Here is a 19776-nt window from a genome sequence, read left to right on the forward strand (position 1 = left end):
GATGACGCTGCGGGGCCGGACGGCGGTGCGGTGGATCGTACGGACGCTCAGTGAAATCTGTGTCACCGCCGGAGCACTGATCGTGCTCTTCGTGGCCTACGTCCTCTTCTGGACCGGGGTACGGGCCGACAGCGCCATGGACGACGAGATCGGCACCCTCCGGCACCAGTGGTCCACGGGCCCGGTCACCGCCCCCGACCGCCCCCCGGCCCCCGACGGCGACTCCACCCCGGCCGAACGGCCCCGCCGCTACACCCCGGGCGCTCCCTTCGCCGTCATGTACATCCCGCGCCTGGGCGCCGACTGGACCAAGCCCGTCCTGGAAGGCACCGCGAGCGACGTCCTCAAGCGCGGCCTCGGCCATTACGCCCGCACCGCCCGGCTCGGCGAGACCGGTAACTTCTCCGTCGCCGGCCACCGCCGCACCTACGGCGACCCCTTCAAGGACTTCCCGCGGTTGCGCCCCGGCGACGCCGTGGTGCTGAGCGACGGCACGACCTGGTTCACCTACCGCATCGACAACCGGCCCTACACGACGCTGCCCGGCGACATCGGGGTGATCGACCCCGTCCCGCGGAAGTCCGGTTTCAACGGCCCCGGGCGCTATCTCACCCTGACCACCTGCGAGCCGGAATGGGGCCACAGCCACCGGCTGATCGCCTGGGCACACCTGGACGCCACCCAACCCGTGGCACAGGGAAGGCCATCGGCTTTGACCGGCTGACCCACCCGGGCCCACCCTCGCCCCTTACTCTGGTGTCGCAATCGACATCGTCATCGGCATCGGCAAGGGGACAGCGACAGCATGTACGGCTGGATCTGGCGGCATCTGCCGGGCAACACCTGGGTGAAAGCGCTGATTTCCCTGGTGCTCGTGCTGGCGGTCGTCTTCGTGCTCTTCCAGTACGTCTTTCCGTGGGCGGAGCCGCTGCTCCCGTTCAATGACGTCACTGTCGATGAAGGGATGGCAGCCACCCGATGACCGCACGGATTCTCGTCGTCGACAACTACGACAGCTTCGTCTTCAACCTCGTCCAGTACCTCTACCAACTCGGCGCCGAGTGCGAGGTGCTGCGCAACGACGAGGTCGAGACGCGCCATGCCCAGGACGGCTTCGACGGGGTGCTGCTGTCGCCCGGGCCCGGGACGCCCGAGCAGGCCGGTGTCTGCGTCGACATGGTCCGGCACTGCGCCGACACCGGCGTCCCGGTCTTCGGCGTCTGCCTGGGCATGCAGTCGATGGCCGTCGCGTACGGCGGCGTGGTGGACCGCGCTCCCGAGCTGCTGCACGGCAAGACCTCGCCGGTCCACCACGAGGACGTCGGCGTCTTCTCCGGACTGCCGTCCCCCTTCACCGCCACCCGCTACCACTCCCTGGCGGTCGAGCCGGACACCGTCCCCGACGAACTGCTCGTCACCTCCTGGACGGAGGCCGAGAACGTCCCCGGCGGACGGATCGTCATGGGCCTGCGGCACCGCGAACTCCCGGTCGAGGGCGTCCAGTTCCACCCCGAGTCGGTACTGACGGAGTGGGGCCACCGGATGCTGGCCAATTGGCTCGTCGAATGCGGTGACAAGGGGGCGGTGGAGCGCTCGACGGGGCTGGCCCCCGTGGTCGGCAAGGCCGGTGGGTGACCGCTCTGCGCCCCGAACGTGACGAAAGACCCTATGAGCCGAACGAGCCGGCGCGGTCCTCCTCTCCGCAGGACCCGTACGGCCCGCCCGACGCGTTCGAGGCCGCGGTGGAGCGGCTGGCCGACCCGCTGACCGATCCGCTGCCGGGCCGGTCGCCGCAGGCGCCCCCGCCCGGTCCGTACGGCCAGCCGGGCCGGGGCCGCCGACGGGGCAAACCCGCTCAGGAGGGCATGACGCAGGGCTCACCGTGGTTCCGGCCGCACCTGGAGCCCGAGCCGCCCTCCCGGCAGGATCGGCCGTCGTACGGCCCTCAGGCGGCCGCCTACGGCCCGGCGTACGGCTCCGATCACGTCCCCCGCCCCGCCACCTCCGAGCCGATACCCCCGCGCGATGCCGCCACCGAGGCCCCGGCGCCGCCGGCCCCCGCTCCGCGGGGGCGCCAGGATCAGGCCGGGAGCCCCGCTCCGGCGGCCGCCGCCCCCGCGTCCTGGCAGGACGACGAGACCATGGCGCTGCGCCAGGCCGAGAGCCCCGACGGGGACACCGTTTCACGTGAAACAGGCGCGACCGTTTCACGTGAAACGACGACGGCCCCGGCACACGGAGGGCGAGCGGCCCGGCGCAAGGCCGCCCAGGAGGCCGCCAAGCGGGGCGGCAGGCGCGGACGCCATGGTGACGCCGCCGCTACGGCAACGGCTGCCGACACCGCCGCGGAACCGGCGCCCGCCCCCATGTCCCGGCTGGAGGCCCGGCAGGCCGCACGCGCCGCCAAGGACAGCCCCAGCCTGATCGCCAGCCGCGCGCTGGGCGAGGTGTTCATCACCCTCGGCGTGCTGATGCTGCTGTTCGTCACCTATCAGCTGTGGTGGACGAACGTCATGGCCGAACAGGAGGCGGGCGGCGCCACCAGCAACCTCCAGCACGAGTGGGGCAAGGGCGGCGGCGAGAAGAAGAACCTCGCGGACGGTGAGCGCTTCGGGATCATGTATATCCCCAAGCTGGACGTGAAGGCCCCGATAGCCGAGGGGATCGACAAGCACAAGGTGCTGGACCACGGCATGATCGGTCACTACGACAAGAACAGCGGGATCAAGACCGCGATGCCCTGGGACAAGAAGGGCAACTTCGCGGTGGCGGCCCATCGCAACACCCACGGTGAGCCGTTCCGCTACGTCAACCGGCTCACCAAGGGCGACAAGATCATCGTCGAGACGAAGAGCTCGTACTACACGTACGAGATGGAGAGCATCCTCCCGCAGACGTCTCCGAGCAACACCAGCGTGATCGGTCCGGTGCCGCCCGGCTCGGGGTTCACCCGGCCCGGCCGCTACCTCACCCTGACGACCTGTACCCCGGAGTTCACCAGTACCTTTCGGATGATCGTCTGGGGCAAGATGGTCGACGAGCGGCCGCGGAGCAAGGGCAAACCGGACGCGCTCGCCGGCTGAGCAAACACAAGAGGGGTGCTACGCGGTGACTGCCACCGGAAACGACGAGGCATGCGACCGTTCCGCGCCGCCGCTCGCACCGCGCCGAGTGCGCCGGGCCATCGCCTCCACCGTCAGCGTCATCGGCGAGCTGCTGATCACGGTCGGGCTGATCCTGGGCCTGTTCGTCGCCTACTCGCTGTGGTGGACCAACGTCCTCGCCGACCGTGAAGCGCACAAGCACGGTGACCAGGTGCGCAAGCACTGGGCGCGCAGTGGGCCGAAGGGGCCGGGGGAGCTGGACACCAAGGACGGCATCGGCTTTCTGCACGTGCCGGCGATGAACAATGGCGAGGTGCTGGTCGAGAAGGGCACCGACTCCAAGATCCTCAACGAGGGCGTGGCCGGTTATTACACCAAGCCGGTCAAGTCGGGGCTGCCCAAGGACAAGAAGGGCAACTTCACGCTCGCCGCGCACCGCGACGGCCACGGCGCGAAGTTCCACAACATCGACAAGCTCAAGGACGGCGACCCGGTCGTCTTCGAGACCAAGGACACCTGGTACGTCTACAAGGTCTTCGCGACCCTGCCCGAGACCTCGAAGTACAACGTGGACGTCCTCGACGACATCCCCAAGGAATCCGGCAAGCGCACGGCGGGCCGCTACATCACCCTCACGACCTGCACCCCGGTCTACACCTCGACCTACCGCTATGTCGTCTGGGGCGAGCTGGAGCGGACCGAGAAGGTCGACGCGGACCGCACGCCGCCGAAGGAACTCCGCTAACGCGGTCCGAACGGCAGGCGCCGGTCCGCAAGGCCCGGCCGCGTGCACGCAACCGAAAGCCCCGGCGCCCTTGGAGGGCCGCCGGGGCTTCGTTGTGCCTGGCGGAGGAGACCGCCGGCCGATGGCGCTAGCCGAAGGCTCCGCCGATGAAGCCGCCGTCGTCGCCGCCGTTACCGCCATTGCCGCCGCCACCGATGGTGGTCAGCGTCACGGTGGTGGTCGCCGGGTCGGACGGGGTCTCCTGCGGCGGGTCCTGGGAGACCACGCGGGCGTTGTCCTCCTGCGCGCTGCCGGGGGCGAACTGGATGTTGGTGAAGCCGGCCTGCTGAAGCGCCTTCTTCGCCACCTTCACCGGCTGGCCGACGACGTTCGGCACCGGCGTCTGCGCCCCCGCCTTGCCGACGGTGAGGGTCACCGTCGAGCCTTCGCTGGCCTGGGTGTTGCCTTCGGGGCTCTGGGCGAGGACCTTGCCGACCTGGTTCGGGTCGGTGACGTCCTGCTCACTCTTGCTGACCTCGAAGCCGATGGCCTTCAACTGCTTCTCGGCGGCCGCGAAGTCCTGGCCCTTGACGTCCGGGATGTTCCGCTTGGGGGACTCCTGGGCGACGGTGAGGACGATCTCCGTGCTCTTCGGCGCCTCGCTCTGGGCCTTGGGGTCCTGACTGAGCACGGTGTTCGGGGTCCGCTCGGACTCCTTGTTGACCTGCCGGACGTGCGTGAAGCCCTTGCGCTTGAGGCGGTCGACGGCGTTCTCGTACGAGAGGTCCTCCACGTCGGGAACGGTGACCTTGACCGCCCCCGTGCACAGGATGAACTTGACCGTCTCGTTCTTGTCGATCGTGGTGCCGGGCTTCGGACTCTGCTCGGTGATCTGGTTCCGCTTCACGTTGTCGCAGGCCTTGCGACCGTCCTCGGAGACCTTGAAGCCGGCGTTCCGTCCGGACTCCTTCGCCTCGTCGCGATCCTTGCCGACGAGGTTGGGCACCGTCACCGAGCCACCCTTGTTGTTGCCGGTGAACATCGCCTTGCCGATGAAGATCGCACCGACCAGGACGAGGACGGCCGCGATCACCAGCAGGATCGTCGAGGTGTTGCTCTTCTTCTGACCGCCACCGCGGCGACGGTCACCGCGGTCGTCGTAGCCCCCGTCGTCCGGGTTCATCGGCGGAAGCATGGAGGTCTGGCCGGCCGGGTCCTGCGGACGCAGCATGGTCGTCGGCTGGTCCTGGTCGTAGCCCCCCGCGCCCATGGCGGCGGTCGCCGCGACCGGCTGGCCGTCGAGCGCCGCCTCGATGTCGGCCCGCATCTCGTCCGCCGACTGATAGCGGTAGTCCGGGTCCTTGACCAGCGCCTTCAGGACGATGGCGTCCATCTCCGGCGAGATCTCGGGGTCGAAGTTGCTCGGCTTCTGTGGCTCCTCGCGGACATGCTGGTAGGCCACCGCGACCGGTGAGTCACCGACGAACGGCGGCCGCACCGTGAGCAGCTCGTACAGCAGACAGCCGGTGGAGTACAGGTCGGATCGGGCGTCGACCTGCTCACCCTTGGCCTGCTCGGGCGAGAGGTACTGGGCGGTGCCGATGACCGCCGCGGTCTGCGTCATCGTCATGCCGGCGTCGCCCATGGCGCGGGCGATACCGAAGTCCATGACCTTGACCTGGCCGGTGCGCGTCAGCATGACGTTGGCCGGCTTGATGTCGCGGTGGACGATGCCGGCCCGGTGCGAGTACTCCAGCGCCTGGAGGACACCGGTGGTCATCTCCAGCGAGCGCTCGGGCAGCAGCTTTCTTCCGGAGTGCAGCAGCTCACGGAGCGTGGAGCCGTCGACGTACTCCATGACGATGTACGGGATCGAGACACCGTCGACGTAGTCCTCGCCGGTGTCGTAGACCGCGACGATAGACGGATGGTTAAGCGAGGCGGCCGACTGGGCCTCACGGCGGAACCGGGCCTGGAAGGACGGATCACGGGCGAGGTCCACCCGCAGCGTCTTCACAGCCACGGTGCGGCCCAGGCGGGTGTCATGCGCGAGGTACACCTCGGCCATGCCACCGCGGCCGAGCACCGAGCCCAGCTCGTACCGGCCGCCGAGGCGACGCGGCTCTTCCATAAGCTTCTCCAGCCCTCTCCGTCAGTCCCGACCGCACCGGTGTGTGGTCCGGCGGTGTGCTGTCCGGGCATACCGTACCCGCCACGCCGTACCGGACCTGGCCGGAGCCGCAACCTGATACGTGACCGGTATTGGCATGATCCGCGTCACTTCTCGCCTTCGAGTACCGCCTGCATGACGTGCTTCGCGATCGGAGCTGCGAGCCTTCCGCCGGCGATGTCGTCCCGGAGCGTGTCCGATCCCTCAATGACGACCGCGACCGCGACCGGCGTGCCCTTGTCGGTCTTCGCGTAGGAGATGAACCAGGCGTAGGGATTGTCCTTGTTGTCCTCGCCGTGCTGAGCGGTACCCGTCTTGCCGCCCACTGTGACGCCCGGGATCTGGGCGTTGGTTCCTGTTCCCGACTTGACCACGGTCTGCATGATGCTCTGGAGCTTCTGCGCGTTCTCCGGGCTGAGCGGCTGGCTCATCTCCTGCGGAGTGTGCTGCTGGACCACATTGAGGTTCGTCGCGACCAGCCGGTCGACCATGTACGGCTTCATCAGCTTGCCGTCGTTGGCGACCGCCGAGGCGACCATGGCCATCTGCAGCGGCGTGGCGCGGTTGGAGGCCTGGCCGATGCCGGCCATTGCGTTCTGCGGCCGGTTGTCCTCGGGGAAGATGCTCTCCGAGGCGCGGACCGGGGTGTTGATCCCCGGGTCGTTGAAGCCGAACTTCTCCGCCTCGGCCTTCATCTTCTTGTTGCCGAGGTCGGCGCTGATCTTGCCGAAGACGGTGTTGCAGGACACCCGCAGCGCCTCCCGCAGGGTGGCGTTCTTGCAGGGGATGTTGCCCTCGTTCTTCAGCTCGACGCCCGAGGTGTCGGGAAGCGTGTAGGGCAGCGGCGACCGGGTGTTGGTGTCGACGCCGTCGTAGAGACCGTTCTCCAGGGCCGCCGAGGCCGTGACGACCTTGAAGGTCGAGCCGGGCGGGTAGGTCTGGCGCAGCGCCCGGTTGAGCATCGGCTCGTCCGGGTTGCTCTTCTTCTGCAGACCGTTGTACGCCTCGGCGTCCTTGTTGCTCATCCCCGCGAAGGTGGACGGGTCGTAGGACGGGGTGCTGGCCAGCGCCAGGATCGCGCCGGTCTCCGGGTTGATCGCGGCGACCGCGCCCTTCTGCTTGCCGAGACCGTCGAAGGCGGCCTTCTGGGCCTTGGCGTCGAGGGTGGTCACCACGTTGCCGCCCTTCTGCTTGCTGCCGGTGAACATGTCGACCGTGCGGCTGAAGAAGAGCCTGTCGTCGGTGCCGGTGAGAATGCCGTCGTTGAGCTTCTCGAGCTGGTTGGCGTCGAAGGCCTGCGAGGCGTAGCCGGTGACCGGCGCCCACATCTTGCCGTTCTTGTACGTCCGCTTGTACTTGAAGTCGCCGCTGTCGGTGGTCGTGGAGCCGGTGATGGCCTTGCCGTCGACGATGATGTTGCCGCGCGGGGTGCTGTAGCGCTCGATGGCGACCCGGCGGTTGTGCGGGTCGTTCTTGAGCTCGTCACCCTGGACGAACTGCACCCAGTTGACGCGGACCAGGAGGGCGAGGACGAGCAGGCCGCAGAAGATCGCGACCCGGCGCAGGGGCTTGTTCACGGACGGACCACCTGGGTCATCTCGGCGTCGGTGGACGGGGCGGGGGCCGGCGCCGGGCGGCGCGCGGTGTCGCTGATCCGGAGCAGGATCGCGATCAGTGCCCAGTTGGCGATCACGGACGAACCACCCTGGGCGAGGAACGGCATCGTCATACCCGTCAGCGGGATCAGGCCGGTCACACCACCGGCGACGACGAAGACCTGCAGGGCGAAGGCGCCGGACAGGCCGATCGCCAGCAGCTTGCCGAACGGGTCGCGGGCCGCCAGCGCCGTACGGATGCCGCGCTCGATCAGCAGGCCGTAGAGCATCAGGATGGCCATCAGGCCGGCCAGCCCGATCTCCTCACCGACCGTGGCGAGAATGTAGTCACTCTTCGGCGCGATGCCCAGGATGAGGCGGGAGTAGCCCTGTCCCAGACCGGAGCCGAGGATGCCGCCGGAGCCGAAGGAGTACATGGCCTGGGCGGTCTCGGTGACACCGCCGTTGACCAGCTCCAGCGGGTTGAGCCAGTTGTGCACACGCGTCTGGACGTGCGACTCGAACGTCGCCACCGCGACCGCGCCGCCGGCGCTGAGCAGCAGACCGAACACGATCCAGCTGGTCCGCTCGGTCGCCACGTAGAGCATCACGACGAACAGGCCGAAGAACAGCAGCGAGGTACCCAGGTCGGTCTCGAAGACCAGGATCATCAGGCTCAGCGCCCAGATGACGAGAATCGGGCCGAGGTCGCGGCCGCGGGGGAGGTACAGGCCCATGAAGCGGCGGCTGGCCAGCGCCAGCGCGTCCCGCTTCACCATCAGATAGCCGGCGAAGAAGATCGCGATGATGATCTTCGCGAACTCACCGGGCTGCAGCGAGCCGAGACCCGGGATCGTGATCCAGATCTTTGCGCCGTTCACACCGGGGAAGAACACCGGGGCGACCAGCAGCACCAGCGCGACCACCATCGAGATGTAGGTGTAGCGCTGCAGGACACGGTGGTCCTTGAGGAAGATCAGGATGCCGAGGAAGAGGGCGACACCGAAGGTCGACCACATCAGCTGGTTGGGAGCCATCGCCTTGCCCAGCGAGGGCTCCTGGTCCAGTCGCCAGATGAAGATCAGACCCAGGCCGTTGAGCAGGGTGCCGATGGGCAGCATCAGCGGATCGGCGTACGGCGCCCACTTGCGGACGACGAGATGCGCGACGCCCGCCAGCAGGCCGAGCCCGAGGCTGTAGCCCAGCACACCGGCCGGCACCGTACCGTCCTTCGCCAGACCGACGTTGACGTACGCGAACACCGGAATCAGCACAGCGAAGACGAGCATCGCCAGCTCGGTGTTGCGGCGGCTCGGGGCTCCGATATTGCCGATGGTGGTGGTGTTGGTGGTGCTGCTGCTCATGAGATCTACGGCCCCCTACGCCCTCACTGCTGGGTGCTGCAATTCTTTTCCAGCTTCTGCTGCTCCTGGGAAGGGGCCTGGCTGGGAGTGGCTGTGGGAGACGGAGACGTGGTCGCCGCCAGCGTGCCGGCCGTGCCGGTGCCGCTGTTGTTGCCGGTGCTGCCGGGCTTGGCGCTCGGCGAGGAGGGCTGCGACGGGGAGCCGGGCTTCTTCGGCGTGCCCGTCTGGCCGCGGCCGGGGTGACGCGCCGCGTCCCGCTCGGCGGCCTCCCGCTGTTCCTTGCTGCGGCAGGCATTGGCCTGCTTGCTCAGCTCGGTGACCTTCTCGCCCGCCTGTGTGCGGCTGTCGACCGCGATCGTCTCCTTGACCTGATTCCGCTGGTACTGCGGCAGGTACTTGAGTTCGATCTCGGGGTGGTCCTCGTCCACGTCATTGAGCCTGATCCACGCGAGGTCCTGGCTGATACCCCGGTAGAGCGCGACGTGGTCGTCCTTGGCACCGACGAAGTACTGGGTCTGCGTCCAGTTGTAGCCCGCGTAGCAGCCGCCGCCCACGACGGCCAGCGCCAGCGCGATGAACAGCGACCGCTTGAGCCACCGCCCGCGCCGCCGGGGCTTGACGAAGTCCTCGTCCATGAACGCGCCGAAGGAGCCCTGCGGCTGCCCGCCGACCTCCGGGTCACCGCTGCCGGGCGGCCCGAAGGCGCCGCCGGGGGCGCCCGGGTTCGGCCCGCCGGGCCGGCCGAGTTCGGCGGCCCGGGCGGCGGGCGTCTGGAGCGTGCTCGGGTCGCTGAGCTGGTGCTGGTTCTCCGCGACGGCACCGACGATGACCGGGGTGTCGTTGAGCTGCCCGGCCATCGTGTCGTTGCCGTCCACGTCCAGGACGTCGGCGACGATGCAGGTGATGTTGTCGGGTCCGCCGCCGCGCAGCGCGAGCTGGATCAGCTCCTGCACCGTCTCGTGCGGACCGTGGTAGCTGGCGAGGGTGTCTTCCAGCGTCTGGTGGCTGACCACCCCGGACAGCCCGTCCGAGCAGATCAGATACCGGTCGCCGGCCCGCACCTCGCGGATCGACAGATCGGGCTCGACATGATCGCCGCTGCCCAGCGCCCGCATCAGCAGCGAGCGCTGCGGATGGGTGGTGGCTTCCTCTTCGGTGATCCGGCCCTCGTCGACCAGCCGCTGCACCCAGGTGTGGTCCTGGGTGATCTGGGTCAGGGCGCCGTCGCGCAGCAGATAGGCGCGCGAGTCGCCGACGTGCACGAGGCCGAGCCGCTGCCCGGTCCACAGCAGGGCGGTCAGGGTCGTGCCCATGCCCTCCAGCTGGGGGTCCTCCTCGACCATGACCCGCAGCTGGTCGTTGGCGCGCGTGACAGCCGTCCCCAGCGAGGTCAGGAGGTCGGAGCCGGGGACGTCGTCGTCGAGCTGGACGAGTGTGGAGATCACCTCGGAGGAGGCGACCTCACCGGCGGCCTGGCCGCCCATGCCGTCGGCGATGGCGAGCAGCCGTGGCCCGGCGTAGCCGGAGTCCTCGTTGCCCTCGCGGATCATGCCCTTGTGCGATCCGGCGGCGAAGCGCAGTGACAGACTCATGCGCACCTCACCCGTCGGCTCGGGGTACAGCCGGTCTCTTCGAGCCACACTGCCCACCCTCCGGTCGGGAGCACGCCCGGGTCCGCCGAGTGGACCGTCGCGGCTCGCTCGCTCCGCTCGCTCATTGTCGTACTACTTCCGCAGCTCGATGACGGTCTTGCCGATGCGGATCGGGGCTCCCAGCGGAATCGGTGTCGGGGTCGTCAGTCGGGTCCGGTCCAGGTACGTGCCGTTGGTGGAACCGAGATCCTCGACGATCCACTGGCCGTCACGGTCCGGGTAGATCCTGGCATGCCTGCTGGACGCGTAGTCGTCGTCCAGCACGATGGTGGAGTCGTGCGCACGGCCCAGGGAGATGGTCTGGCCTTGGAGGGCGACGGTGGTGCCGGTCAGCGAGCCCTCGGAGACCACCAGCTTGGTGGGTGCTCCGCGGCGCTGCCGGTTGTTGTTGCCGCGGCCGCCTTCCTGGCGGCGCTGCTGTTGCTGCGGTGGCGCGGCGGCCTGGCGCTGCGCACGTGCTTCCTGACCGCCGCGACGGGCGGCACCGCGTTGTGTGACGCGTGTGCCGAACAGATCGCTGCGGATGACCTGAACGGCCACGATGACGAACAGCCACAGTACGGCGAGGAAACCCAACCGCATGACCGTGAGGGTCAGCTCTGACATTGCCCCCGCTTCACCCTTCGGCTTGCCGGTAAACGATGGTGGTACTGCCCACGACAATCCGCGAGCCGTCGCGGAGATTAGCGCGAGTGGTGTGCTGCCCGTCCACCACGATGCCGTTCGTGGAGCCCAGGTCCTGGACCATGGGGGGCGTTCCGACCCGGATCTCGCAGTGACGCCGGGAGACACCCGGGTCGTCGATCCGTACGTCGGCGTCGGTGCTGCGACCCAGCACGAGTGTGGGGCGCGAGATCTGGTGGCGGGTGCCGTTGATCTCGATCCAGCGCCGTGTCTGCGCCTGGGGCTGCGGTCCTGCACCGGGCGGTGCCGTACGGGGTACGGACTGCGCGCCGCCGGGCGGCGGGGCCGAAGGCATGGGGGGCGGGCTCACATGGCCGCCGCCGGGCTGGCCGCCGCGCGGGGGCGCGGCGGAGCGGCGGTCGGCAGCGGGGCCCGGCTGGTCCTGCGACGAGCTGGAGGCGAGCGTTCGGCTGCGGACGCGGTACAGGCCGGTGTCGAGATCGTCGGCCTTCTCCAGATGGACCTTGATCGAGCCCATGAAGGTGTACCGCTGCTGCTTGGCGTAGTCGCGGACCATGCTGGACAGCTCGTCGCCGAGCTGCCCGCTGTAGGGGCTCAGCCGCTCGTAGTCGGGGGTGCTCAGCTCGACGATGAAGTCGTTGGGGACGACCGTGCGGTCGCGGTTCCAGATGGTGGCGTTGTTGTCGCACTCGCGCTGCAGCGCGCCGGCGATCTCAACGGGCTGCACCTCGGACTTGAACACCTTGGCGAAGGTGCCGTTGACGAGACCTTCGAGACGCTGCTCGAAACGCTTCAGTACTCCCACGGGGCACCTCCTTCCTCAGTCTTCGACGGGGTCGTCCTGATCGAGTCGTCCTGATACTGCTTACTGATCGTATCCACGCGTCGGGAAATCGGCTGGTTCCCCTTTCCCGCCTTGAGGACGAGTGTCGCCCCTCACAGGGTTGCCCGGTGCTCGTTTGCTCCTGCCCACTGTTCGTGCACTGCGATCGTAGATGTGCCCCGAACACAGTGTCCCGCAACCGCCGACCGCTCCGGCCGGGCGGGTGCCGGAGTCGGACATGACGCGGGTGCCGGCCGTCCCCGGCCGGCCCGGAGGCGGCACGGGCGGCCCGCACCCCGATGACGACTACCGCGAGTGTGGACCCTTTGGGCAGCGCTCCGCGAATGCCCGCGGTGAGAGGGGGTGCCGCCCTTGGCTGCCGCCCGGGTTGCCGCGAGGCGGGGACCGGGGGAAAGGCGTGTGAAGGCACCCCTGACACCGTGCTAGTGTTCTGGATGTCGGAAGGCGCTCGCAGCGGACCCGGACCGAACGGCCCGGATCGCGTGAGAGAATCAACCGGCAGCACCCATGCGCGGGTGGCGGAATAGGCAGACGCGCTGGATTCAGGTTCCAGTGCCCGAAAGGGCGTGGGGGTTCAACTCCCCCCTCGCGCACAGATGAGACCCCCGGTCTCCGGAGAAATCCGGAGACCGGGGGTCTTTCGTTGTGCTCGTCACGCTGTTGGCTATGTCACGGGTGCGGTGCCTGCCCCGGCTTGGCCGGCGGCGCCCCGGGTGGGCGGGTCTCGGGTGGGGTGCTGCGGTCGACGTCACAGCAGGGTTTCCTGCGGGTGCGGGCGGGGCCCCGTGGGCGGCCGCCCGCCCGGAGGTGGCTGCGGCAGGGCGTGGGAAACCGTGCCGGAGCCCGCACTCCGGCTCGGCGTTCCGGCCGGGCTCAGGCGGTGAGCTGCTCGGCGAGGGTCTTGGCCTTCGCCTCTGCGTCCTTGTGGGCCTGGTCGCGGGAGGTCTCGTAGAGCGGGATCAGCTCGGCCATCGCCGGGTTGTTCGGGGCCATGGTCAGCTCGGGGACGATGAAGTCGACCTCGAGGCCCAGTCCGCCGTTCAGTACGGCCGCCAGGTAGTTCTGCACGTACTCGAAGGGCTCACGGGGCGTGCCCGGCGCGTAGGAGCCGCCGCGGCTGGCGACGACGGTGACCGGGGTGCCCTTGGCTGACGGCTGCTGACCCGACGTGCGGCCCATGATGATCACCTGGTCGAGCCATGCCTTGAGCGTGGACGGGATCGTGAAGTTGTACATCGGTGCGCCTATGACGACCGCGTCGGCCTGCTCCAGCTCCTCGGCGAGCTGAACCCGCAGTGCGAAGGCCGCCTGCTGCTCGGGGGTGTGGGTGGCCGGGTCGGAGAAGCCGGCGGAGGCGCCGATGCCGTCGAGGTGCGGCAGCGGTTCGGCGGCCAGGTCGCGGTGGATCACGGTGCCGTCGGGGTGCTGTTCCTCCCAGGCCTTGCGGAAGGCCGCGGTGACCGAGCGGGAGGCGGAACCGCCCTCGGGGAAGAGCGAGGAGTCGATGAGCAGAAGAGTGGCCATGGGGACCGGTCCTTCCATAGGCGGCCGGGCGGCGCTCGACCACTGGTTGAATTCCGTACGTGACTATTGATAGCACAGGTACTTACTTTTTCGCAGTAGCCAACGGGAAGGCGGTACCCTGGGGGCATGGCGGACCATGGCGAGGCGATGTGCAGGCAGGTCGACGGCGGCATGACGCGCGTCTTCGAGCTGTTCGGGAAGCGCTGGACGGGGCTGATCGTCGCCACCCTGATGCCGGGTCCGGTGCACTTCGCCGATCTGCGGCGGGCCATCCCCGGGATCAGTGAGCGGATGCTCTCCGACCGCCTCATGGAGCTGGCGTCGACCGGCCTGGTCGTCCGTGAGGTGGACGCGGGGCCGCCGCTGCGCGTCTCCTACCGGCTGACGGAGGCCGGGCGTGCCATGGAGCCCGCGCTCAAGGAGCTGGGGCGCTGGGCGGAGACCTACCTGGCCGACGGCGGGCAGTGCCCGGAGCGGTTCCGGAAGTAGGACCCGCGGGGGCGGGCGGCGCGGCGGTCCCTGTCCTTGGGCGGGTGCTCGGGCGGTTGTGTCACCCCAGCCGCTCCTGGGCGGCGTTGTAGCGGCGCAGATAGGTCGAGAAGCGGTCGAGGTCCTCCTCGTCCCAGTCGGCCAGCCGCTCGTGGAACGCCTGGCGGCGGCTGGCGGTGACGTTGGCGAGCACCTGGGCGCCCTTGTCCGTGGGGTGCAGCACCTGGACGCGGTGGTCCTCCGGGTCGACGCGGCGCTCGACGAACCCGAGCTTCTCCAGTGCGGCGATCTGCCGGCTGACCGTGGACTTGTCCAGGAAGTAGTGCGCCGCGAGATCCGTGGCACGGCATCCCTGCTGGTCATCGAGGTGCGCCAGCAGCGTGTAGGAGACCAGCGACAGCTCGGGGTGCATCCGGGCGGCGGCCGCGCGGGCCCGGCGGGCGAACGCGGTCATCTCCTGCTGGATGGTCTCGACGGAGTCCTCGCGGTGAGCCACGGGTTGCCTTTCGTAGAGGTAGTTGTATAGTACAACGCGATAGAGAGTTGTAGAAGCCAACTGTTTTGCCCGTGGGCCCCCACCGGTCCCGGACCGGTGGGGCCCCACGGGCTCGGGCTGAGGTGAAGACCAGCCCAGTGACGACAGCTGAGCCGACGAGCTGAGAAGGCGAGGCCCCATGAGTACGGTCCGACGTCCCGACCACCGAAGCGACCACCGTTCCGCACGGTCCGCCCGCACCGCCGGGCTGCGTCACGTCCTGACGCACCTGATCACCCCGCTACTGATGTGTATCGGGATGGGGCTGGCGTATCTGGGGGCCTTCGCGCACCCCGCGCCGCACCATCTGCCCGTCGCGGTCGTCGGATCGGGCCCCAGCGCCCAGCTGCTCGCCCAGTCGATCAACGACAAGGCGGACGGTGACCTGGACGTACGGACCGTTGCTGACCGGTCGGCTGCGGTCGACCGGCTCAGGCACCAGGACATCTTCGGGGCGTATGTGATTCCTGGGGAGAGCCAGCAGGCGGCGAAGGCCTCGAAGGACGTGAAGGGCGCGCAGAGTGCGCACGGAGTGGGGCGTGCGGCGGGGGCGTCGAGTGGACCGGCGGGCAGGTCCGGTGCCGGCGGGGCGGCGGGCTCGGCGGCGCCGGTGCCCGAGCTGCTGGTGGCGACGGCTGGTTCCGACACCAGCGCGACCGTCGCCCAGAAGGTCTTCACCCCGATCGCGGCGCACCAGGGTGCTCCGCTGAAGGTCACGGACGTGGCACCGCCCGCCGAGGACGACCCGACGGGGCAGGGGATCTTCTTCCTGCTGGTCGCGATCAGCATCGGCTCGTACGCATCGGTCGCGGTGATCGGCGGCGCCGGAGCCGTGCTGCCGCTCCGGCTGCGGACGGCGCTGGCCCTCGGCGTCTCCTTCGTCGTCGCCCTCATCGGGACGGCGTTCGCCGGCCCGGTCTTCCACCTCGTCGACCACGGCCTCGGCGGACTGTGGGCGCTGGCCTGGCTCTACTCGGCGGGCATTCTGCTGATCGGCACCGGCCTGCACACCTTCCTCAAGCGCTGGACGACGCTCGGTGTGATGACCCTCTTCGTGATGCTCAACTTCACGTCCTCCGGCGGGATCTTCCGCCCCGAGATGCAGAACGGGTTCTTCGCCGCGCTGCACTCCTTCTGGAACGGCGCGGGCTTTGTGGAAGGCACCCGCAGCCATGTCTACTTCGACGGCTACGGCCTGCCGGGTCACGTCTGGACGCTGGCGGGGTGGCTGGTCGTCGGCCTGCTGACGGTCGGTGTGGCGGCGCTGGCCGAGAAGCGGCGGCGTACCGCGGAGGCGGAGGAGACGGCCCAGGCCGCGGCCGTGGCGGCGGCCGCGGTGGCGGCGACGGTGCCGGAACCGGCTCTCGCGGCTCCGGTCCACGGGGCCGGGGGTGCCGCCGTGGCGCTGGAGGAGGGGGAAGAGGAGATGGCGGAGGCGGTGGGCGTGTAGCCGCTCCGGAGAGTTATCCACAGGCTCTGCGGGGCGTGCCGGGGCCTCGGTACCGTCATGTGTGTCGCCGGGTCGGAACCGCCGCCCCGGCGCACGGAAGGGCGTAGCACGAGCGTTGTTCCAGGCAGAGCAGAACGGTGTGGAACGACGCAGAAGATGCACAGATCAACAACGCAGGGCGTGCGGAGATCAACGCAGAGCATGCGGAGATCGATGCAGAACAGGCAGAGCGCAGCAGAACACGGCGGCGCTGCATGGAGACACAGCGGCACCGGACAGCGACACTGCACCGCAGGGACATCAACAACAACCGCAGGACATCGACAACATAGGTCGTGAAGGGGGAGGTGGCCCGCTATGCCGCGTGTGCCGTACGTACCGGGGTTTGCCCATCCGGAGACAGAGGGGCCGTCGCCCAAGGCCGTTGGGCGGGCGCTGCGGGAGCGGCTCCCGCGTTCCGGGCAGGCCGAGCTGCCGATCGCGGACGGGCGGCCGGACGCAGTGGCGGCGGTCGAGGAGTCCAACGCCGGCCGGCTGCCCGAGCTGACGCCGATACGGGTCGGGCGGATGGCCGCGAGCCCCTTCGCCTTCCTCCGCGGCTCCGCCGGCCTGATGGCGTACGACCTGGCAGCCGGCCCGGTGACCGGCATCGGCACCCAGATCTGCGGAGACGCGCACGCCGCCAACTTCGGCCTCTACGGCGACGCCCGCGGTGGCCTCGTCATCGACCTCAACGACTTCGACGAGACCCTGCACGGGCCGTGGGAGTGGGATGTGAAGCGGCTCGCCACATCGGTGGTACTGGCCGGCCGGGAGGCGGGCGCCGACGAGGACGACTGCCGCAAGGCGGCGCGTGACGTGGCGGGCTCCTATCGGCGCACGATGCGGCTGCTGGCCAAGCGGCCGGTCATCGAGGCGTGGAACGCGATCGCCGACGAGGAGCTGGTCTCGCACAGCGACGCCCGGGACCTGCTGGGAACGCTGGAGCAGGTCGCGGAGAAGGCCCGTAAGAACACCAGCGCGCGGTACGCGGCCAAGGCGACGGAGCCGGCAGCGGACGGCGGCCGCCGGTTCGTGGACGCGCAGCCGGTGCTGCGGCGGGTGCCGGATGAGGAGGCGGCAGCCGTGGCCGCGTCCCTCACCGGCTATCTGGACACGATCGCCGAACACCGGCTGCCGCTGCTGGCGCGGTACGCGGTGCACGATGTGGCGTTCCGCGTGGTCGGCACCGGCAGTGTGGGCCTGCGGTCGTATGTGGTGCTGCTGCTGGACCACCGGGGCGAGCCGCTGGTCCTGCAGGTGAAGGAGGCCCGCCGTTCGGTGCTGGCACCCTTCGTGGAGAAGGCCGGCTTCCCGGTTCCGCCGGTGGTGCACGAGGGCCGCCGTGTGGTGCTCGGGCAGCGCCGGATGCAGGTGGTGAGCGACATCCTGCTGGGCTGGACGACGGTGCGGGGCGTGGCGTCGCCGGGCACGGCCGGCGCGGGCGCGGACAACGGCCCAGGGGAGGGACTGCCCTTCCAGGTCCGCCAGTTCAGAAACCGCAAGGGCAGCGTGGACCCGACGCAGCTGTCCGGTGACCAGATGGACGACTACGCCCGGATGACCGGCGCCCTCCTGGCCCGCGCACACTCCCACAGCGCCGATCCACGCCTGCTGGCCGGCTACTGCGGCAAGAACGAAGAACTGGACGACGCCATAGCGGCCTTCGCGTCCTCCTACGCGGACCGCACGGAAGCGGACCACGCGGCACTGACCACAGCGGTGAAGAACGGGCGCATCGCGGCAGAGCTGGGGGTGTGAGGGGGAGGCGACGGGGGGCTTGGGGCTGGCTGCCGCTTGGCTGCTTGGGGCTGGGGCGGGCTGTGCTTGGGCTCGGTCGAGGGTGCTCGGGCGTGGGTGTTGCGGGGTTGTGGGCGTGGCGGGGTTGGGGTGTGGGCTCGTGGGGGTGCCGGGCTGGCGTCGGGAATGTGAGGGCGGGAGGTAGGAGGGGTGGGTGGGCCGGGGGGAGGGGAGGGCCCCCAAGCGCAGCGCCCGAGGCGAGGGAATGGCCGTGGAGAGCCGCGTCCCGTGGGGCCGTACGCTGGCCGGGTGACGAACTCGCACGCGGAGAACGCGCAGGACGGCCAGCACCGACCGGACGTACCGGGCACCCCGGACGCTCAGGCCGACCCGCAGGTACCGGACGCCCGCGGCAGCGGGCGGGACGCCCGGCTCGGGCACGGCGGCGGCTCGGAAGATCAGGTCACGGGCCCGGACGGGTCGGACTTCGGTCAGAGTGCCCCGACCGATCCACTCGTGGGTCAGGACACGACAGTGCCTGACCCGAGTGCCGGTCAGGCCGGGAACGGGGCTGAGCCCGGTGCCGGCGCGGAGCAGCCTGTGGCAGGGGCAGAGCCGGGCGAGGCGTCGGACGACAAGGCGACCGCTGCTCAGGACGAGGCGACCCGGCGGCTGGCGAAGGCGGTGCTGGCCGCGGAGCAGGCGCTGATCGAGTTCGAGATCGCGGTGGAGACCTTCCGGGTGGAGGTGGAGAACTTCTCCCGTCTGCACCACCAGCGGCTCGGTCCCATGTACGCACGGCTGGACGAGCTGGACGCGCAGATCGCCGAGGCGGTGGCGGCGCGTACCGGCGACCCCGCGGACATCCGTAAGGCGCGCGAGGCACGGGCGTCGGTGCTGCCGATGCCGGAGGTCGAGGAGCTGTTCCACGGCTGGATGGGGTCGGACGGCCTGTTCGCCGAGGCTCAGGCGATGCTCACCGAGCAGTCGGTGCAGCCGCCGCAGAAGGTGCGGCCCAGCGAAGAGGCCCGCAAGGTCTACCGTGACCTGGTGCGCAAGGCCCACCCGGACCTGGCGCGGGATGACGCGGAGCGTGCGCGCCGGGACGCCTTCATCGCACGGGTCAACACGGCGTACGCCCAGGGTGACGCGGCGGCGCTGCGCGAGCTGGCGCGGGAGTGGGAGGCCGGTCCCGCGCCGGTCGAGGAGCGGCTCAGCGAGAGCGAGGAGCTCTACGCGCGGCTGGAGTGGCTGGCCGAGCGCAAGGAGCTGCTGGCCGCGGCGGCCGCCGAGCTGGAGGAGAGTGCGATCGGCGCGATGATCAAGATGGCGCCGGAGGACCCGGACGCGCTGCTGGACGAGATCGCCGAGAAGCTGCTCGCCGATGTCGCGGAACGCGAGACGTACCTCGCGCAGCTGGTCGGGTAGCGTCGGGAACATGCAATTTGGTTCTGTGCCCACGGTCGGTGTCGACGTTCTCACGTCGGAGGACTTCCTCCTGGACGTGCGAGAGGACGACGAGTGGGAGGCGGGGCACGCCGAAGGCGCTCTGCACATCCCGATGAGTGAATTCGTCGCCCGCTACGGTGAGTTGACCGAGGCCGCTCCCGATGGCGGCAAGGTGTATGTGTTGTGCCGGGTCGGCGGACGTTCGGCTCAGGTGGCGCAGTATCTGATCCAGCAGGGTCTCGACGCGGTGAACGTCGCGGGGGGCATGCAGGCATGGGAGGCCGCCGGCCGTCCCGTCTCGGACGGCAAGGGCGGCGCGGGGTCGGTTATCTAGCCGTCGCGCCGAAGGGGCTGAAGCGCCGGGGAGTGGGGAAGCCGCGCTGCCCGGCGGTTGGTTGGCCGGCGGGTTGTCCGTCGGGCGATCGTCAGCTGGCCCGGGGACGGTCGTCAGC

18 protein-coding genes and 1 tRNA gene are annotated in these 19776 nt (G+C 69.7%); 11 read left to right on the forward strand and 8 right to left on the reverse strand.

The genetic code is table 11. The features are described 5' to 3' along the window. Nucleotide 1 precedes the first annotated feature (1 nt). The 5 genes from ACGFN2_RS06200 (at nt 2) to ACGFN2_RS06220 (ending at nt 3849) form a co-directional block, all read left to right on the forward strand. Complete coding sequence (locus ACGFN2_RS06200; RefSeq protein WP_362600446.1) at nt 2-724, forward strand: class E sortase; 723 nt, start codon at nt 2-4, stop codon at nt 722-724. An 81-nt stretch (nt 725-805) separates the two neighbouring features. Further along, nucleotides 806-982 (forward strand): hypothetical protein, encoded by a 177-nt coding sequence (locus ACGFN2_RS06205; RefSeq protein ID WP_362600449.1) that lies wholly within the window; start codon nt 806-808, stop codon nt 980-982. Beyond that, entirely contained in the window at nt 979-1635 is a 657-nt protein-coding gene (locus ACGFN2_RS06210; protein WP_362600450.1) for an aminodeoxychorismate/anthranilate synthase component II, read from the forward strand. The genes ACGFN2_RS06205 and ACGFN2_RS06210 overlap by 4 nt, the downstream gene beginning before the upstream one ends. After that, the gene (locus ACGFN2_RS06215) at nt 1632-3083 is read left to right on the forward strand and encodes a class E sortase (protein ID WP_393357887.1); all 1452 of its coding nucleotides are present in this window, start codon (nt 1632-1634) and stop codon (nt 3081-3083) included. Before ACGFN2_RS06210 ends, ACGFN2_RS06215 begins: the two co-directional genes overlap by 4 nt. A gap of 25 nt (nt 3084-3108) precedes the next feature. Then, a complete protein-coding gene (locus ACGFN2_RS06220) occupies nt 3109-3849 on the forward strand; it encodes a class E sortase (protein ID WP_362600456.1) in 741 nt (246 codons plus the stop codon). Between the two features lie 127 nt (nt 3850-3976). On the opposite strand, the gene pknB is transcribed toward ACGFN2_RS06220, so the two are convergent. From pknB to ACGFN2_RS06250, 6 genes are all read right to left on the reverse strand, one after another. Continuing rightward, nucleotides 3977-5959, reverse strand: a complete 1983-nt coding sequence (gene pknB / locus ACGFN2_RS06225) for a Stk1 family PASTA domain-containing Ser/Thr kinase (protein ID WP_362600459.1) — start codon at nt 5957-5959, stop codon at nt 3977-3979. 146 nt (nt 5960-6105) lie between these two features. Next, complete coding sequence (locus ACGFN2_RS06230; RefSeq protein ID WP_362600462.1) at nt 6106-7575, reverse strand: penicillin-binding transpeptidase domain-containing protein; 1470 nt, start codon at nt 7573-7575, stop codon at nt 6106-6108. Next, on the reverse strand, nt 7572-8957 hold the full coding sequence (locus ACGFN2_RS06235) for an FtsW/RodA/SpoVE family cell cycle protein (protein WP_362600465.1): 1386 nt from the start codon (nt 8955-8957) through the stop codon (nt 7572-7574). The genes ACGFN2_RS06230 and ACGFN2_RS06235 overlap by 4 nt, the downstream gene beginning before the upstream one ends. Before the next feature lie 23 nt (nt 8958-8980). Beyond that, nucleotides 8981-10549, reverse strand: a complete 1569-nt coding sequence (locus ACGFN2_RS06240; protein ID WP_362600468.1) for a PP2C family serine/threonine-protein phosphatase — start codon at nt 10547-10549, stop codon at nt 8981-8983. Between the two features lie 132 nt (nt 10550-10681). Next, a complete protein-coding gene (locus ACGFN2_RS06245; RefSeq protein WP_362600470.1) occupies nt 10682-11215 on the reverse strand; it encodes an FHA domain-containing protein in 534 nt (177 codons plus the stop codon). 10 nt (nt 11216-11225) lie between these two features. Next, the gene (locus ACGFN2_RS06250) at nt 11226-12059 is read right to left on the reverse strand and encodes a DUF3662 and FHA domain-containing protein (RefSeq protein ID WP_362600473.1); all 834 of its coding nucleotides are present in this window, start codon (nt 12057-12059) and stop codon (nt 11226-11228) included. Between the two features lie 548 nt (nt 12060-12607). On the opposite strand from ACGFN2_RS06250, the gene ACGFN2_RS06255 reads away from it, so the two are divergent. After that, a tRNA-Leu gene (locus ACGFN2_RS06255) sits at nt 12608-12691 on the forward strand. 280 nt (nt 12692-12971) lie between these two features. On the opposite strand, the gene ACGFN2_RS06260 is transcribed toward ACGFN2_RS06255, so the two are convergent. Then, a complete protein-coding gene (locus ACGFN2_RS06260; RefSeq protein ID WP_393357891.1) occupies nt 12972-13622 on the reverse strand; it encodes an FMN-dependent NADH-azoreductase in 651 nt (216 codons plus the stop codon). 126 nt (nt 13623-13748) lie between these two features. Between ACGFN2_RS06260 and ACGFN2_RS06265 the strand changes: the two genes are divergently transcribed. Continuing rightward, on the forward strand, nt 13749-14111 hold the full coding sequence (locus ACGFN2_RS06265) for a winged helix-turn-helix transcriptional regulator (protein WP_393357893.1): 363 nt from the start codon (nt 13749-13751) through the stop codon (nt 14109-14111). A 61-nt stretch (nt 14112-14172) separates the two neighbouring features. Here ACGFN2_RS06265 and ACGFN2_RS06270 read toward each other — a convergent pair whose 3' ends face one another. After that, nucleotides 14173-14607, reverse strand: a complete 435-nt coding sequence (locus ACGFN2_RS06270) for a MarR family transcriptional regulator (protein WP_362600482.1) — start codon at nt 14605-14607, stop codon at nt 14173-14175. Between the two features lie 178 nt (nt 14608-14785). Here ACGFN2_RS06270 and ACGFN2_RS06275 point away from each other — a divergent pair, with 178 nt between their 5' ends. The 4 genes from ACGFN2_RS06275 (at nt 14786) to ACGFN2_RS06290 (ending at nt 19658) form a co-directional block, all read left to right on the forward strand. After that, nucleotides 14786-16096, forward strand: a complete 1311-nt coding sequence (locus ACGFN2_RS06275) for an ABC transporter permease (RefSeq protein ID WP_393357895.1) — start codon at nt 14786-14788, stop codon at nt 16094-16096. Between the two features lie 357 nt (nt 16097-16453). Continuing rightward, on the forward strand, nt 16454-17896 hold the full coding sequence (locus tag ACGFN2_RS06280; protein ID WP_393357897.1) for a DUF2252 domain-containing protein: 1443 nt from the start codon (nt 16454-16456) through the stop codon (nt 17894-17896). A gap of 288 nt (nt 17897-18184) precedes the next feature. After that, nucleotides 18185-19303, forward strand: a complete 1119-nt coding sequence (locus ACGFN2_RS06285; protein ID WP_393357899.1) for a J domain-containing protein — start codon at nt 18185-18187, stop codon at nt 19301-19303. A gap of 10 nt (nt 19304-19313) precedes the next feature. Further along, nucleotides 19314-19658 carry a rhodanese-like domain-containing protein gene (locus ACGFN2_RS06290; RefSeq protein ID WP_362600492.1) on the forward strand — a complete coding sequence of 115 codons (345 nt, stop codon included), beginning with the start codon at nt 19314-19316 and terminating at the stop codon, nt 19656-19658. Nucleotides 19659-19776 lie beyond the last annotated feature (118 nt).

Source organism: Streptomyces sp. NPDC048612 (genome assembly GCF_043199295.1).
Taxonomy (GTDB): Bacteria; Actinomycetota; Actinomycetes; order Streptomycetales; family Streptomycetaceae; genus Streptomyces.